Origin of the sequence: Bradyrhizobium sp. CIR18 (assembly GCF_014198295.1) — a bacterium.
In the GTDB taxonomy this organism is placed as follows: domain Bacteria; phylum Pseudomonadota; class Alphaproteobacteria; order Rhizobiales; family Xanthobacteraceae; genus Bradyrhizobium.
The window spans coordinates 18,513-32,859 of sequence record NZ_JACIHF010000016.1; the positions used below are offsets into that span (position 1 = coordinate 18,513).

Consider the following 14,347-nt stretch of genomic DNA (forward strand, 5'->3'; position numbering starts at 1 on the left):
GACCCGCTCTGCGCTGCCCTCACAGACAGCTCCGGGCCAACAGGGGAACTCGGACAGTTCGGGAGATTGGCCGCGCGCCCACATATTTTTAATGGAGGCAAATAAAGCGAAACCTATTCGGGCAGCCCCGCCTTAGCCATTGCTTCGAAGAGTTCGGTTCTAAGTTTCGGCGAAAGGTGCGGGGCGGCGAAGGTTGACTGCCGTGAGCCGGGAGACAGGCGGAGGCCTGCTGCCATTAGTCTGCGAGCATCTTCAAATCGTTCAGCGCCGTTGTAGCAGAGAATGGCCTGAGCTGTTCCTGCATAGAACGCCGGAGGAAACGCTCGAACGGCTTTGTCTGTCCATTCACACGCTTTTGCATGCCTACCGGCATTATGATGCGCCAGAGCAAGGCCCAGCATCGCCTGATAACTAGCTGGGTCCCGCGGACTAAGACGCATCGCTAATTCAAGGTCCGCAATGGCAGCATCGGATTTCCCCTGCCAGCCACGAATCAGGCCCCTGTAGAGAAGCGCCCGTGATGGATTGGTTCCAATCGCGCGCTCTATGATGTCAATTCCGCCGTGGAAGTCGAGCGCGAACCAGAACAGAAGAAAGCCCACGAGGGCATCGTTTGTTCGAAGCTCTTTCAAACGCTCGGCGAATCCTAATACCCGCGCGTTGTCTCCGGCGACATCTCCAGGCCAATTGTTAGCGCGCCGCCAACCGATACAAGCTGCAGCGCCGCCATATGCGGGCGTAAAACTTGGATCAAGAGCAATTGCTTGCTCAAAACACCTCACAGCAGTCTCGTTGTTCTCTGGAGTGGTAGGATAAATAATCAGAGGCAAGCCACGATAATAAGCCGTCACCGCGTCTATCTTGCCGATCCGCTTTCCGATTGCTCGTTCGATCTCGGCCCGGTCAACTTCTGGCGCAATGGCGCCCACAACCTGTTGCGCGAGCCTGTTCTGCAGATCGAAAATGTCTCCCAGCGCGCCGTCAAATCGATCGGCCCAAAGGTGTGCGCCAGTTGAGACATCAATCAACTGTGCGTTGATCCTCAGCCGACTGCCTGCCTTTCGGACACTGCCTTCGAGCACGTAGCGCACTCCAAGCTCGTGTCCGACCTGTCTGACATCGACCGCTTTTCCCTTGTAGGTGAACGAGGAATTGCGAGCGATAACGAAGAATGATCTGAAACGTGACAGTGCGGTAATGATATCGTCCGCTAATCCATCGGCGAAATACGCCTGCTTAGGATCTGCCGACATGTTTTCGAACGGCATCACGGCAATCGCCGGTTTGTCGCATAGTCCATTAGCTGGTGTCGTAGGCGGAACTACACCATTTGAGGGGACAGCCTCATTCAGCTCAGTCACTTCACGCACCGCGCCGACGAACCGAAAACCTTTCCGGGGTAATGTTTTGATGAAGCGCTGTTCCTCGCCGGAATCTCCGATTGCAGCCCGGGCGGAATTTAGGCGGGTTGTCAGGGCCGCGTCGGATACGCTGCGCCCATTCCAAACTGCTCTGATGAGGTCGTCCTTGCTGACAACCCGCTCTCTGTTGCGGATCAGGTAATCGAGCAGGTCAAAAACCTGCGGTGTGACCGACACCGCATCGGTCTCCCGATGCAGCTCGCGCCGATCGGTATCGAATACGTACTCCTCGAATAGATAGCGCAAGGTGCCATCCTCGGATTGTCTGTCCTGGGGCTTAAGCCCCACAAAGATGCCGTTCTCCCACTCGGAATGCGAAAGGATAAGCCGCCGATAAGGAAAATGTAAGCCGCTTGTAAAGCGCATGGGCCCGGGATTCGGCACTCTAGCCGGGAGTGAGAGGAAGCGCCGAGGCCCCGATGAGCGCCACTTACGACGAAGACAGAATGGGATCGGCAGCGGCATCTGCAAAATGCGCGGTCCTACTTCTTTGCAGTACGCTTATCCTCGTACCTGTGGACAAGGCCAAGGCTCAATGCACCGCGCAGGATGTCCTGCGCAATCACCTGGCGCTTAAGGCGGCTGCGCCGGCCGCCACCTCCCCGGTTACAGTTAGCTCCGCCGCTGACATTCAACTTTGGAAAAAGGTTACGATAGGGACCTTCACGGATCTGGCCGCGCTTCGCAGCAGGATGGGTGCATTTGGCCGCAGCGTTGGAAGCTTGGCCGATGAGATTATTGCTCGGCCGGCCTTTACCCTCAGCGGCGAAAAAAACGAGGTGGACCTTGTTGCCATATCGGCCGCCGAACTCGGCTTCGAGGGTGAAATGGCACCACTGGGGAACATCTATGCGCACGCGCAACTGCTGGGTCTTCGACTTGCTCCCGCCGAAGTCGCGCCGCAGCTAAGGCTCCAGTATCTAGACCGGCCAATCGGCGAATTTCTAATTATCGCCATGAAGCCGATCAGGACATGGGCTGGTGAACCAGTCATCTTAACAGTGGCCAATGGTGGAGCAGGCCTTATCCTGATTGGTCAGAACGGCCAAGACGATTTGGAGGCGCCGGTGAGGTCGCGTTTTGTATTCGTGCGGACCGGTACATTCGGCCCGGCCCTGCCCGCAGGATTCGGGTCGATATCCCGTTAAAGCGTTTGTCGCACTTCCAATCCCCCCGCATGGGCGCCGAGGGGAGTTAGCAGACAACGTGCAGGAGGCCGTTTGCAACAGCGTGGAGACGACGGAATGTTCGCGAGAATACACGTATCGTTATTGCTAGGCCTGACTGCGCTGGCGACACCGGTGTTCGCCCGAGATGACGGGCGCTATGCCAATTCGCCTCTGAAGCCTTGGTTCGAAAAAACTGCAAAGCGAGTTTGGGAAGTGCTGTACGAATGCCGACGGTTACATAGTCCTTGACCCGGATTGGGAATCGGATCGCGGGCACTATCGCATCCGCATCGAAGGCGAATGGGTCGTGGTTCCTGACGGCGCAGTCGTAAAGGAGCCCAATCGGGCCGGACCGACTATGGTTTGGAAGCACTACGTCGACGGCCATCCGCGCGTCCGCTGCTTCCTGCCGGGAAACATGACCTGAGGACCACCAACTGGCTCACATGCGGCTAAGAGCGAGTTAGGCGATGATCGTGATGTATTTGCGGCGAGCGGCATCGTTTGGGCAGGGCGTTGCTGGCATCAACGCGGGCATATTGAATCGTATCGCATCCTGAAGGAGCGCCGCCATGCATTTGCGGTCATCTTTTCTTCGAAAAGCGCTTGCGCTCGCGATTCTCGTCGCCGCTTCGGCAGGCATAGTGTCGCCCTCGTTCGGCAACGAAAGTTGGCCGACCCGCAACGTCAAGCTGATCGTGCCGTTTTCCGCGGGCTCCGCCAACGATATCAGCGCGCGGCTGTTCGCCGATGGGCTCGCAAAGCGCTGGGGCAAACCAGTGGTAGTCGAGAACAGGCCGGGCGCGGACGCGATCGTGGGCGGCGCCGCCTTTGCCAACGCCAAGGACGACCATACGCTGCTTTTCGGCACCGCCTCGATGATCACTGTGAACCCGCTGTTGCAGGAAGGGCTCCCCTACGATCCGGCGCGCGACATGGTCCCGATATCTTCGGGAGCAAGTTCGATCCTTGTCGTGGCGGTTCACAATGCTGTACCGGCGAGGTCGCTGCGAGAGCTGACCGACCTCGTTCGCACCAAGCCCGATGCGCTGTCGTGGAGTTCGGGGCCGAGCCTGCCGCATTTCGTGTTTGCGGCGATGCTCAAGCGCCATCAGCTCAAGGCGATTTTCATCCCGTATCGCGATACGACGAACCAGCAGGCGGATTTCAGTGAGGGGCGCGTGCAAGTCCTTTCCCATGCCTGGCAGGCCGTCAGAGGCCCGGTCGAAGCCGGCCAAGCGAGACTACTTGCGGTGAGCGGTGATGAGTCCTCGGCGCGAGCCGGCAATGCTGGATGTGCCGACGGTGGCCGAGGCCGGCTTCCCGGAAATGGAGATGGAGGGGTTGGCGGGCCTGTTCGGCTGGCGCGACATGCCGCGCGAGTTGCGTGAACGGATATCGGCTGACATGCGGGCCGTCGCCGCCGACCCGTCGATCGCCGCGCGGATCGAGGCGGGCGGCCAGCACGTGCTCGGCAGCACGGCCACCGAATTTGCTGCGGCGATCGAGCGGCAACGAAGCCATATTCAGGAGATCAATCGCATCGTCGATCTGAGGAATGCAGCCAAATAAGACGGCTCCCTGCCGGCATGCAGAGGAATATCAATGACGGGCAAGCGGCTAAAGGTGGCCATCGTCGGGGGCGGCATCGGCGGGCTTTCAGCTGCGCATGCCATGCTTCAACGAGGGATCAACGCCACGGTCTGGGAGCAGGGCGACCCGCTCGTTGAAACCGGCACCGGCATCATGGTCTTTCACAATGCCTTGCGGCAACTGCAACGCATGAGATTGGGCGACGCCTTGTCCGAAGTCGGCGCCAGAATCGGCGAAGGTTCCGGATTTCGCCGCATGGACGGCAGCTTTGTCAGCCCGACCGTGATCGCGGATTCCAGCGGCTGGAACGGCATGTATGGTATGCACCGCGCCGACCTGCTGCGGGTGCTGGCGGAAGGTCTGCCATCTGGCGTGGTGCGCCGGGGTCGCCGCTGCATCGGATTCCAGCAGGATGCTTTGCTGGCGCAGTTGGAACCGGCCATGTCGAGACGGCCGACGTCGTCATTGCCGCGGATGGAATCCAGTCGAGCCTGCAGCAATACGTCGTCGCGCCTTCGAAGCCGGAATATTCCGGCTCGCGCGCCTATCGGGGCTGGATACCGCGGCATCTGGTTCCCGATTGGCCGAACGAGACCACCGAGGTCTGGATGGGCGATGGCAAGCACTTCATGGTGTATCCCGTCCGGAGCGGTCGGCTCTTGAACTATGTCGGTTTCGTTCCGACCCAAAACGAAACTGCTGAATCCTGGTCGGCGATTGGCGATCTCGGCGAACTGGCCGCGTCTTTCGAGGGCTGGACCCGCGCGTCGTCGGGTTGCTCGAAAAGGTGGAGAGCTGTTTCTGGTGGGGTCTTTGCGATCGCCAGCCATTGGCTTCCTGGACCAGAGGACGCCTTGCCCTACTTGGCGACGCGGCCCATCCGATGCTTCCGCATCTCGCCCAGGGTGCCAACCAGGCGATCGAAGATGGCGTAGCGCTCGCGGTGTTCCTCGAACGGCGGGGATCGGCTGCGGTAACCGATGTCCTGCGGCGCAAAGAGGCCTTTCGCCGCAAGCGCACCGACGTCGTCGAAGCCGAGGCGCGAAAGCAGGGCCTGCGGCTGGATTCGCGATCGGGCAGCCTGGCGCAGCGCGATCGGGAAATAGCCATCAAGGAGTTGCGCCGATGGCTCATCGACTATGACGTCGAGAAAGGGGCGATCGGCGAAGTCGGAGCTTGCGGCATCTCGTAGCCTCAAATCCTCACCATCTGATCTTCGGGAACTGCATCGCCACGACGATTCATCATGCAATCCGAGTGGCCGTTGGTTTCAAGTAGCCGGCTCTCGTCAGTCATGTTGGATGATGATGGCCGAATAAGTGGCAGCTCGGTTCACGGAAAGACAGCACATGATCGGTCGCGGTAACTTCACTTGGCCGCTCGGCTATCCCATCGATGTCCGCTTCGGGTCTTGGTCGTGTAAAAACGTCGGTCCCTAGGCAGTCGAGCGGAAGCCATGACCGGCTTGGTGTCAGGCCGCGATCGCAGCCATCAGCGGCTTGATCCCGACGATGTTCATGACCCGTGTCAGATTGTAGGCCAGGACGGAGAGCGCCATTTCGGCCGCCACTTTCGGAAGCGTTTTGGTCAGGAAGTGTGTCGCTCCCATGCGGGCTTTCATGGTGCCGAACGGATGCTCGACTGTTTCGCGACGCTGACGCATGGCGTGCGGGTTTGCATCAAGGCGATGCTGCACAGCATCGAGCAGATGCTCATGCTCCCATCGCGTAATCCGCCGTTCTGACCCAGGCGTGCATTGGGTCTTGAGCGAACAGCTTTGACAGGCCGTGGTCCAGTAGCGCCGCAGCACCTTGCCGTCTTCTTCATTCGTATAGCGATATGACAGCCGCTCCCCGGCCGGGCAGCGATAAGCGTCCTCCTCTGGCAAATAGGCAAAGTCCTGCTTACCGAAACGTCCGTCTGCCTTAGCGCCGGACGTTAGCGGTTTGGGCAGAGTTACCGTGATGCCTGCTTCGTGGCACGCGAGGATCTCTGGGCTGTTGAAGTAGCCGCGATCGGCCACAGCTTCGAGCGTCTCAGTCTTTAGAACAGCCTTTGCCTGCTTGGCCATATTGGCAAGTTGTGCCCCATCCGAGCCGCTGTTCGTTACCTCGTGCGTCACAATCAGATGGTGCTCGGTGTCTACGGCGACCTGTACGTTGTAGCCGACAACGCCAGAGCCGCGGCCGCTCGTGGCCATCGAGCGGCTGTCGGGGTCGGTCAGCGAGATTTGCTGGTCAGGCGAAGCAAGCATTTGCTTCTCGTAGACGGCAAGCTTGCCCATTTCCTCCTTCAGCTTTGTCAGCTTCTCGGTCAGCCTCGTCACCTTCGTGACCAGCGCCTCAGTCGGCTCCTGGCGGTCGGCCGCGTCAAGTTGGCTCAGATAGCGCGCGACGCTCTCCTCCAACTGAGCACGCCGTCGCTCCATCTTCGCGCGCGTGAAGTTCCTGTCCCGGTTGTTCACGGCCTTGAACTCTGCCATCGATGGCGACGCTCGCCGTCGCCAGCAGGCCCATCTCTCGGCAGAGTTCGACGAAGCGCGCACATACCTTGCGCAGCGCCAGGCCGTTGTCCTTGCGGAAGTCTGCAATCGTCTTGTGATCGGGCGCGAGCCGACCCAGCAGCCACATCACCTCGACATTGCGCCCGGCCTCTCGTTCCAGCCGCCGGCTCGACTGCACCCGGTTCAGATAGCCGTAAATGTAAAGCTTAAGGAGCACCGAGGGATGGTACGACGGCCGACCAGTGGCCGCCGGCTCCACACCCTCAAAGCCGATCTCAGCCAAATCGAGCGCATCGACAAATACGTCGATCACGCGAACTGGGTTGCTCTCGTCAATGAAGTCATCGAGGCATTCGGGCAGCAGCGTCCGCTGCCCACGATCCGCCTCTTCAACGAAGCGCCTCATCGATTCCCCCAAAGAATCACAGGAGAATCATAACAGCAGCCCAGTGTTTTCACACAGCCAGGGTCAGAAGCAGACTCGTGCATCGCAACTTTGCGACTCATTCGATTACTTCGTCTACGCGGGCCAACAGCATAGGGGAAACATTGACGCCCAGAGCCCTCGCTGTCTTTGAGTTGAGAACCATGAAATATTTCGAAGCTTGCTCCACCGGCAATTCAGCAGGCGTGGCCCCCTTAAGGATTTTGTCGATGTAGAAAGCGGCACGCCTATAGAGATCGTGTAGATCCGCCCCGTAGCTGACCAGGCCTCCCGCCTTCACGTTGGCCCTATTTGCGAATATGGCAGGCAACCGATGCTTCATTTGAAGTTCGGCCACCAGCTCAGCTTGCACGGTGTATAGAGGCGATGACAGGACTAGAACGCCGTTGCATCGATTGTGCGCCATGGCTTTAAATCCGTCCTGAACTTCTGAGACGGTGCTGGCTGAAGCAGGCACGAGCTCCAGTCCGAGCGTTCGTGCTGCGCGATCGACTGCCTTAACAGCGGTCGGATGCGAAGGTGTGGTTGGATTCCAGAGCAAGCCGACGCGCGTGGCACCTGGAAGTATTTCCTTCAAGATCTCCAGTTCTTTCACGGACACTTCTGTGAGAAGCATGGACATGCCCGTTATATTTCCGCCGGGCCGGGAGAGGCTCGTCACGTCTCCAAGCCCGACCGGGTCTGCGTGCTGAGCGAAAACGATGGGAATAGTGGCAGTTGCGCGCCGGGCGGGCCCTACCTGGGTGGATGCAGGCGCGAAAATGACGTCGACCTTCCTGTCGACGAGTTTCTTTGCGAGATCAAAGGTTTGATCGACTCGCTCGGCCCATTGAAAATCAATTCTGAGATTCCTGCCCTCGACGTATCCTAGATCGCGAAGACCGGCGCGGAAAGCCTCCACTTCGCTTGCCCAGTTCGATGCTTCGCCAAATCCCAGATACCCGATCTTCCAAACCCGTGGCGATTGTTGTCCAAGCGAGAGCGCCGGCCAAAACAATGCCGCTCCTGCCACAAGCGTCATGAAATGTCGGCGTTCCATGCGGTACCCCAAGGGGGCCGCTAGCTTATTTCAATTTTGCCCCAGATCCAACCTGGCAAGGACCGCTGGATCAAAGCGACCCTCGGCAGATTCATGAAGGAGGTCTGCCGGTGCAAGGCCGAGAGGGGAAGCCAGCCACGGGCCACTTGCGGCCGTCGCAGAAGCGACCGCTCAGGTTGAGCGAGGCGAGCAAAACATTTGCCGGGACGTGAACCAATTCATATCTGACGAGGCCACCCGGCGGCAGTATGAAGGCGGTACATTATCAGAACCAAGGCCCGGGGGAATGATTCACGCCCGAACGGCGACACTGGCAATGGAGCCTGGATCGACGAGTACGCGCGTTGACAGAGGAGGTCAGCGGCGTTCGACGATTGTCGATCCTTTCTGCTACGGAGTGCTCAATGAATGGCGAGCGGTGGCCGTACTTTGCCGGCTTTGCATCGATCATCTTAGCGATATCCTTTGCGTACTTGATTGAACGCAAGTGCCAAAGGGACCTTGCATTTCAGCGCTCCTTTCCGTCCGCTCTGTCCGAGCTAATTGTAGGAAGCGAGCCGATTAGGTGTTGGTTCAGTAATTGACCTATGTGGAGGCCGTCTTCTGCTCTGGGTCAAAAACAGACGGTCGGCCAGCTGCGCGACAAGGCCCGCTAAGGGCGAGTAAGTGATCTCAGTCAATCACCTGGTCGGCGCGGCCAAGCAGCATCGCTGGAATTTCGAGGCCGAGTATCTTTGCGATTTTTAGATTGATGACCAGTTCAAAGTCGGTCGGTTGCTCAACGGGAACATCAACCACCTTAGTACCTCGCAAGAGCTTCGCGACCTGACGAGTACATTGACGAAACACCACGCTGAGGCGGGGACCATACGCAATCAGGCCGCCCGCTTCGGCCGCTTCGGGCCACTGCCAAATGGCCGGCAGGCGACGCACGTCGAGTCGGTCACGGATCAGAAAACGGAACGACGATAGAATGGGTGATGCCAAAATGTTGACTGCCTCGATCGAGGCCGCCTTCATGGCATCTATCCCTCGAATGACTTCTCCCTCCGAGCGCGCTGTAAATGGAACGATCTCAATGTCGAATGCGCGGGCAGCAGTCTTGAGAGCGTCGATGCTTCGTATCGGCTCGTGATCCGCAAAAACGGCTATCCTTCGAGCCCTGGGGATCGCCTCATGCAACAGCTCCAATCGCTTTACATCGAGCTGGAATGCAAAGATAGCGACACCCGTTGTGTTCCATCAGGACGAGGCATGGAGGCTGTGCTTACGGTAATTCATTTCTCACAATACGAGAATATCCGGCAGCGTCGGTGGTTGGCCAAAGAAACCTGTAATCCGGCATATGCGGCCGTCGTGGTCAACTCACCGAAGTCACGTCCTTCAACGGTAACCTGTCCGTCCGGCCCCACCATTTTCCAAAAAAATGGAATGTTTGATGGTGGTGATCAGCACCACTAGAGAACGCAATTCTTGTTCCTGGCAAACGTCTATGGAAGTCCGCGATATGCCGGATCAATGCTTCCCGACCCGCCACGTTAGCCGTAGGATGCTGGTAAACTCCATGCTCGCTCCAAGACATTTGCAGGAGGCGACGACGTTCAGCTTCGTCGGGGCTCTAGCCAAGCTTTTCCATAAGCGCGGACAAATTCATTGACATTCGTCATATCGCCCCTGTTGTCAGGTGGCTGTTCCGAGCTCACCTTAATCTATCTGAGCTGATCTCCGTCTGCTGTCCGAGAGGTGCACGCGGGATGGATTGGTGCCCCTCCAAGGAAGTCAGGTGTACCCATCGTTCGGGTTGAAGGCCGCATCAGCAGCGAAAACGCCGGCGCCAGGGACGTAGTTAACCTCAAGTCGTATGCCATCCGGATCTTCGAAGAGAACATAATAGTATTTGGGGGCCCAAGTGCCTTCCAGCGGACCGCGAACAATGTGGGCGCCGACCTCGTTGAGAATGGCAGCGCAGCGATCTACGTCTTCTCGGGTGCGAGCGCGTAAACATAGATGATGCAACCCGACCCTCGTTTGGACAAAGCGTTCGCTTGCGTACTCTGGAGCACAAGGTTCGATGCCAATGGCGGTTCGGCCACCGACGCAGTAGAAAAACTTCTCGGTGTCGCAAACCGGAGTCATCCCCATCGCCGGTAGAAGCTTGCCGTAAAAATCTCGCGCAGCTGAAAAATTGGAGACCGTCAGGATTGCGTGGGCCATTCCGTTGATTTCCATCATCATTCAAATCCTTCCTTGGCAGAATGCTCGGGCAGACATTGTGCAATCGGGATGATCTCGCCTCGTCCATTAGATTGCACGAACAAGACCCGATGCCGACCAACCGCACACAATTACGGTGGTAGACCCATGTTGCGGCAAGCTCGCGTTATCTTTTCGAGGTGTTCCGCCCTATAAAATCTGGCGAGCTTGGGCACGAGCGTGGAGACGCGCAGAGCGGGCCTCGCTACCATGAGGCGTGCACCGATCAGCCGGGCTTCCTGGACCTTTCCAGACATTGCGTGGCATGCCGCCAAAATAAACTGTGCATTTAGATAGTTGGGCCGGTCTAGCACAGCCAACTTGGCCCACGATGAGCCGTCCTCGTATCGATCTGTCAAGAAATGAGCGAACGCGATCCCGGTCTGCATCAGAAAAAGAAACGGATCCATGGGGCTTAAGCGCCCGCCGGCAAGGAACTGCTTGAGCGCCGCCTCTATATTGCCGCTGCGAATGTGTTCCCAGCCAATCGTAATCCGTGCGACGGCCAAATTTGGGTCCAGTTCATGCGCTCGGACGACGAGGGCCACGCCTTCGTCCATCTCGTATAGCACGGCGGAAATTGCCTGCCCAGCCCTCACGAGTACAGTTGGATCATCCCTGTCGAGCTCAATTGCGCGCGTTGCCAACCAGCGCGTGTCGTTCAGTTCCTGATCCGCGTCAATCGTCCAGCCAAATATCTTTCGCTGCAGATAGCAATAGGCACCAAGCGCGTACGCTACGGCCAATCCAGGATCGATCTCGACGGCAAGCCGGATCAGTCTGAGGGCCTCAACGTTCTGTTCGCGCGTGAATTGATAGAAGCTCGAGAGTGCGCGAAGGTAGTAATCATACGCCTGAAGATTTTCAGTTGGTTTACGCTTTGCGCGTTCAATCTCGGCGCGCTCCAATTGAGGGAAGAGTGCGCCAATCACGCTACTCGTCACTTGATCCTGCAGATCGAATATGTCCTTCAGTTGGCTGTCGAAGCGGTCGGCCCAAAGATGGGCACCAGTCGTGGCCTCGATCAACTGCCCGGAAATGCGAACTCGATCGCCGGACTTGCGCACGCTGCCTTCGAGCACATACCGAACGCCTAGCTCGCGCCCGACTTGCCTAATGTCGATAGCCTTGCCTTTGTAAGTAAAAGTGGATTGTCGCGCGATGACGAACAGCGATTTGGAGCGTGAAAGGCCGGTGACGATGTCCTCGACCACGCCGTCGGCGAAATACTCCTGCTCTGGATTGGAGCTCAGGGAGAACGGCGAGTGACGGCTTGTCAGGAAGCGGAAGGTCAGGTTTAGCCGCTGCCCCTTGGCTGTCGGGTACTGCCACGGTCGGAGCGCTGCGAGCTTCCTGCACCGTACCGATGAACCGGTAGCCCTTCCTCTGCAGCGTCTTGATCAGACGCTGGTTCTCCCCGGAATCGCCAATTGCGGATCGAGCGGCGTTTAGTCGGGTCGTCAGCGCGGCATCCGATACGCGCCGTCCCTTCCAAATGGCCGTGATGAGCTCGTCCTTGCTAACCACGCGCTCGCGATTGCGGATGAGATAGTCGAGCAAGTCAAAGGCCTGTGGCGCCAGGGCAACAACGCTTGTATCGCGGTATAGCTCGCGACGGCCGGAATCCAGCTTCGTACTGTTCGAAGAGATAGCGCAAGACGCGAAATCCCTTTGGGCGTTCTCTGGCCAGACCCGGCAACGCTCGGAAAGCAAAGAATAAGCCGCCCGAAACGAAAATGTAAGCAGCACGTAAAGCGTGCTGGCCGGATATTGGCAGCTTGTCTGGGTGGAAACAAGGTACCCGAGGATGCTGCAATGAGCACGAGTTTTCAGAGGTCCAGACGACCATTACCGCAGCAACGCAATGTCTGCGTTTTCTAGAATTGGTGGATCGCTCTTCAGGAGTGGCGAAAATGGGAGAAGTTGCGGCTCGATCTTTGCAGTCTGAGTGATCAAGAGCTGATGGATATTGGGATTACGTATGCTGAGATCGACTACGTAGTCTCGAACCGAATTACCGACCCCCTAGGCGTACGGTCGACCGAACGATGCCGGCTGTAGGCAGCGATGGACGCGGCTGATGCCGCGAGAGGCTTGGAATTCAGCTCGCGCCGCCACCGCCGAGCGCCAGTGAGTATCCTGAGCGTCGGTGGGGACGCACTAGAAGCGCTTGGATCTCAACGTCAGCTCTGTTGACCGTTTTTCGAAACTTGCGATTAGATTCCCCTAGCTTTTATTGCGCTGACGATCCAAATTTCCAGAAATATACTGCTCGAATTTATTGGGGGACGGTGCGATGGCAAAGCTTGCCGTTTCCTGTGATGCCTTTCGCGGGTTGTTTGCTTTTTATGCGACGAAAGCTCATCACGGCCACAAGGACGATGCCGAACATCGTTTATTGAAGCTGTTTGGATCGGCTGAAGACCTCCTTGATAGCATGCTGGAGCAATGGTCGGAAGGAGCTGAGTTGCTTGGCTCGGAAACCGACCGCCGCATACTGGAGCCGTGCGCCCGCCGAACAGAAAATGGCAGCGCACGCTATGATCATGCAAGCGGCTTTCTCCACGCGCTCCTCAGAGACATGGAGCGAAAAATTCACTGTCGTTAGCCACACAAGACTTAACGGAGGATGTAATGGCGAAGAGAGCAATAACGCTCGGCGGTGGTGGACCAGCGGCCGGACTACACATCGGAGTTCTGGAAGCTCTCGCCGCACACAACATAACGTTCGATGTCTGGGCATTGTCCTGCATCGGCGCATGGGTCGGGATCGTCTATAACCAATGGGACGACCATGAAAACAAAGTCGAAAGGACTCACGAATTCTTTAGGAACGGCGTCTTTCGCGACGACGAAAGCTATAAGCATTTTCCAATAAACACAGTCTTCGGTCCGGATTGGCGCAGCAACATGAAGGCGCTGAACAGTTTCGTCGCCGATTCCGACAACTATAAGGACTTTCTATGGGATCCATACCGGTTGATGGACGTATTCCAAGACTCGATGGAGATGTTTTTCAATCAGCTGCCAGACAGGGACAGAAAGAAGAAGTTCACAAGATTGAATGAGGGAGATTTCAACAGATGGATTTTGAATCAAGCGATGGCAACCAATCCCTTCATCCGTTATTTGACCTCCTTGATGTACCTTTCCAACGTCAACGGCCTTTCAAGGATCAACTATCCGGATAGCGAGTTCATGAAGGGAATAGATTTCGCACAGCTGAAAAAGCCTGAAAAACCCGCAATCTTCCATAACGCCTGGAACCTCGATCAGCAGAAGCTCGCATTATTTTCCAATCGCCCTATGAAGAAGGCGAGCGAAAAGTCTTCGTTTGAAGGCCCTATCGATGCACGTACCTTGTGTGCGTGTTCGGCCCTTCCCTTCGTCGAAGGTACAGTAGAAATCGGCGGGGTAACCTACTGCGAAGGCGCGCTTGTCGACACGGTCAACTTCGAAAGCTTGCTGGAGGAGCACCCGGACGTGGAAGAGATATGGGTAAGCCGGATCGTCGATTCGAAGCAGATCCGCAAGCCGGAGAACCTTCATGACGCGCTGGCGAATCTTTGCCAGTTGTTCGCTTCGACAGTTGGCGAGGATGACGTCAAGCTTTTCAAATACCACATCCGGTATGACAAAAAATCGGAAGAGGAGAACGCTAGGCACAAGAAGCTCAAGATCATAGAGATTCACGTTCCGGGTCACATCAATTTCAAATGGAATCACAGCAATCTTGATAATGGGCGCAAGCTTGGAAAGGCCGCTGCAGAGCAGGCAATCGAGGCATTCGGAGAGCATGAGGCGCGCCCTGCGCACGACGGACCTCATTTCATCAACGAGAAGCCAGAGGGGCCGGCTTGGCAAAGTGTGTGTGAATATCACAAGGAGCTGAAGCGAGCCGCTGCATAAGGGCTCGAGCATGTT

At 57.3% G+C, this 14,347-nt stretch carries 15 protein-coding genes and 2 pseudogenes; 9 read left to right on the forward strand and 8 right to left on the reverse strand.

The features are described 5' to 3' along the window. Positions 1-113 precede the first annotated feature (113 nt). Positions 114-1,667 (reverse strand): winged helix-turn-helix domain-containing protein, encoded by a 1,554-nt coding sequence (locus GGD65_RS33300; RefSeq protein ID WP_183238009.1) that lies wholly within the window; start codon positions 1,665-1,667, stop codon positions 114-116. Between the two features lie 173 nt (positions 1,668-1,840). On the opposite strand from GGD65_RS33300, the gene GGD65_RS33305 reads away from it, so the two are divergent. Then, positions 1,841-2,569, forward strand: a complete 729-nt coding sequence (locus tag GGD65_RS33305; RefSeq protein WP_183238010.1) for a hypothetical protein — start codon at positions 1,841-1,843, stop codon at positions 2,567-2,569. 96 nt (positions 2,570-2,665) lie between these two features. Then, a pseudogene (locus GGD65_RS40490) lies at positions 2,666-3,017 on the forward strand (hypothetical protein). A gap of 36 nt (positions 3,018-3,053) precedes the next feature. Here GGD65_RS40490 and GGD65_RS40860 read toward each other — a convergent pair. After that, the gene (locus tag GGD65_RS40860) at positions 3,054-3,476 is read right to left on the reverse strand and encodes a hypothetical protein (protein ID WP_283813739.1); all 423 of its coding nucleotides are present in this window, start codon (positions 3,474-3,476) and stop codon (positions 3,054-3,056) included. Here GGD65_RS40860 and GGD65_RS41245 point away from each other — a divergent pair. From GGD65_RS41245 to GGD65_RS40015, 4 genes are all read left to right on the forward strand, one after another. Continuing rightward, positions 3,370-3,981, forward strand: a complete 612-nt coding sequence (locus GGD65_RS41245) for a Bug family tripartite tricarboxylate transporter substrate binding protein (RefSeq protein ID WP_409362778.1) — start codon at positions 3,370-3,372, stop codon at positions 3,979-3,981. The genes GGD65_RS40860 and GGD65_RS41245 overlap by 107 nt on opposite strands. Then, on the forward strand, positions 3,878-4,162 hold the full coding sequence (locus GGD65_RS40865; RefSeq protein WP_283813740.1) for a tripartite tricarboxylate transporter substrate-binding protein: 285 nt from the start codon (positions 3,878-3,880) through the stop codon (positions 4,160-4,162). Before GGD65_RS41245 ends, GGD65_RS40865 begins: the two co-directional genes overlap by 104 nt. Positions 4,163-4,195: 33 nt before the next feature. Beyond that, the gene (locus GGD65_RS40010) at positions 4,196-4,846 is read left to right on the forward strand and encodes an NAD(P)/FAD-dependent oxidoreductase (RefSeq protein WP_210317442.1); all 651 of its coding nucleotides are present in this window, start codon (positions 4,196-4,198) and stop codon (positions 4,844-4,846) included. A 220-nt stretch (positions 4,847-5,066) separates the two neighbouring features. Beyond that, positions 5,067-5,375, forward strand: a complete 309-nt coding sequence (locus GGD65_RS40015) for a hypothetical protein (protein ID WP_283813741.1) — start codon at positions 5,067-5,069, stop codon at positions 5,373-5,375. Positions 5,376-5,654: 279 nt separating this feature from the next. Here GGD65_RS40015 and GGD65_RS33320 read toward each other — a convergent pair. From GGD65_RS33320 to GGD65_RS33330, 3 genes and pseudogenes are all read right to left on the reverse strand, one after another. Continuing rightward, positions 5,655-7,092 (reverse strand): annotated as a pseudogene (locus tag GGD65_RS33320) (IS1182 family transposase). 97 nt (positions 7,093-7,189) lie between these two features. Then, the gene (locus GGD65_RS33325) at positions 7,190-8,170 is read right to left on the reverse strand and encodes an ABC transporter substrate-binding protein (protein WP_183238011.1); all 981 of its coding nucleotides are present in this window, start codon (positions 8,168-8,170) and stop codon (positions 7,190-7,192) included. A 672-nt stretch (positions 8,171-8,842) separates the two neighbouring features. Then, entirely contained in the window at positions 8,843-9,352 is a 510-nt protein-coding gene (locus GGD65_RS33330) for an ABC transporter substrate binding protein (RefSeq protein ID WP_246783494.1), read from the reverse strand. On the opposite strand from GGD65_RS33330, the gene GGD65_RS33335 reads away from it, so the two are divergent. Continuing rightward, positions 9,347-9,631 carry a hypothetical protein gene (locus GGD65_RS33335; RefSeq protein ID WP_183238012.1) on the forward strand — a complete coding sequence of 95 codons (285 nt, stop codon included), beginning with the start codon at positions 9,347-9,349 and terminating at the stop codon, positions 9,629-9,631. The two genes, GGD65_RS33330 and GGD65_RS33335, sit on opposite strands and share 6 nt — an antisense overlap. A 318-nt stretch (positions 9,632-9,949) precedes the next feature. Here the strand turns inward: GGD65_RS33335 and GGD65_RS33340 are convergent, their stop codons facing one another. The 3 genes from GGD65_RS33340 to GGD65_RS40495 all read right to left on the reverse strand — a co-directional run bounded on the left by GGD65_RS33340 (position 9,950) and on the right by GGD65_RS40495 (position 12,172). Continuing rightward, positions 9,950-10,405 carry a VOC family protein gene (locus GGD65_RS33340; protein ID WP_183238013.1) on the reverse strand — a complete coding sequence of 152 codons (456 nt, stop codon included), beginning with the start codon at positions 10,403-10,405 and terminating at the stop codon, positions 9,950-9,952. Between the two features lie 110 nt (positions 10,406-10,515). Continuing rightward, positions 10,516-11,637 carry an adenylate cyclase 3 gene (locus tag GGD65_RS33345; protein WP_246783495.1) on the reverse strand — a complete coding sequence of 374 codons (1,122 nt, stop codon included), beginning with the start codon at positions 11,635-11,637 and terminating at the stop codon, positions 10,516-10,518. Continuing rightward, positions 11,537-12,172, reverse strand: a complete 636-nt coding sequence (locus tag GGD65_RS40495) for a transcriptional regulator (RefSeq protein ID WP_312017759.1) — start codon at positions 12,170-12,172, stop codon at positions 11,537-11,539. The genes GGD65_RS33345 and GGD65_RS40495 overlap by 101 nt, the downstream gene beginning before the upstream one ends. A 547-nt stretch (positions 12,173-12,719) precedes the next feature. Between GGD65_RS40495 and GGD65_RS33350 the strand changes: the two genes are divergently transcribed. Continuing rightward, positions 12,720-13,031, forward strand: coding sequence for a hypothetical protein (locus tag GGD65_RS33350; protein WP_183238014.1), 312 nt, complete (start codon positions 12,720-12,722; stop codon positions 13,029-13,031). A gap of 26 nt (positions 13,032-13,057) precedes the next feature. After that, the gene (locus tag GGD65_RS33355) at positions 13,058-14,332 is read left to right on the forward strand and encodes a patatin-like phospholipase family protein (RefSeq protein WP_183238015.1); all 1,275 of its coding nucleotides are present in this window, start codon (positions 13,058-13,060) and stop codon (positions 14,330-14,332) included. The last annotated feature ends 15 nt before the right edge of the window (positions 14,333-14,347 follow it).

Coding starts and splice junctions, on each gene's coding strand:
- GGD65_RS33325 (WP_183238011.1), bottom strand. CDS start 8,170: ATGGAACGCCGACATTTCATGACGCTTGTGGCAGGAGCGGCATTGTTT.
- GGD65_RS33350 (WP_183238014.1), top strand. CDS start 12,720: ATGGCAAAGCTTGCCGTTTCCTGTGATGCCTTTCGCGGGTTGTTTGCT.
- GGD65_RS33335 (WP_183238012.1), top strand. CDS start 9,347: ATGCAACAGCTCCAATCGCTTTACATCGAGCTGGAATGCAAAGATAGC.
- GGD65_RS33305 (WP_183238010.1), top strand. CDS start 1,841: ATGAGCGCCACTTACGACGAAGACAGAATGGGATCGGCAGCGGCATCT.
- GGD65_RS40015 (WP_283813741.1), top strand. CDS start 5,067: ATGCTTCCGCATCTCGCCCAGGGTGCCAACCAGGCGATCGAAGATGGC.
- GGD65_RS40010 (WP_210317442.1), top strand. CDS start 4,196: ATGACGGGCAAGCGGCTAAAGGTGGCCATCGTCGGGGGCGGCATCGGC.
- GGD65_RS40865 (WP_283813740.1), top strand. CDS start 3,878: ATGCTGGATGTGCCGACGGTGGCCGAGGCCGGCTTCCCGGAAATGGAG.
- GGD65_RS33340 (WP_183238013.1), bottom strand. CDS start 10,405: ATGATGATGGAAATCAACGGAATGGCCCACGCAATCCTGACGGTCTCC.
- GGD65_RS33355 (WP_183238015.1), top strand. CDS start 13,058: ATGGCGAAGAGAGCAATAACGCTCGGCGGTGGTGGACCAGCGGCCGGA.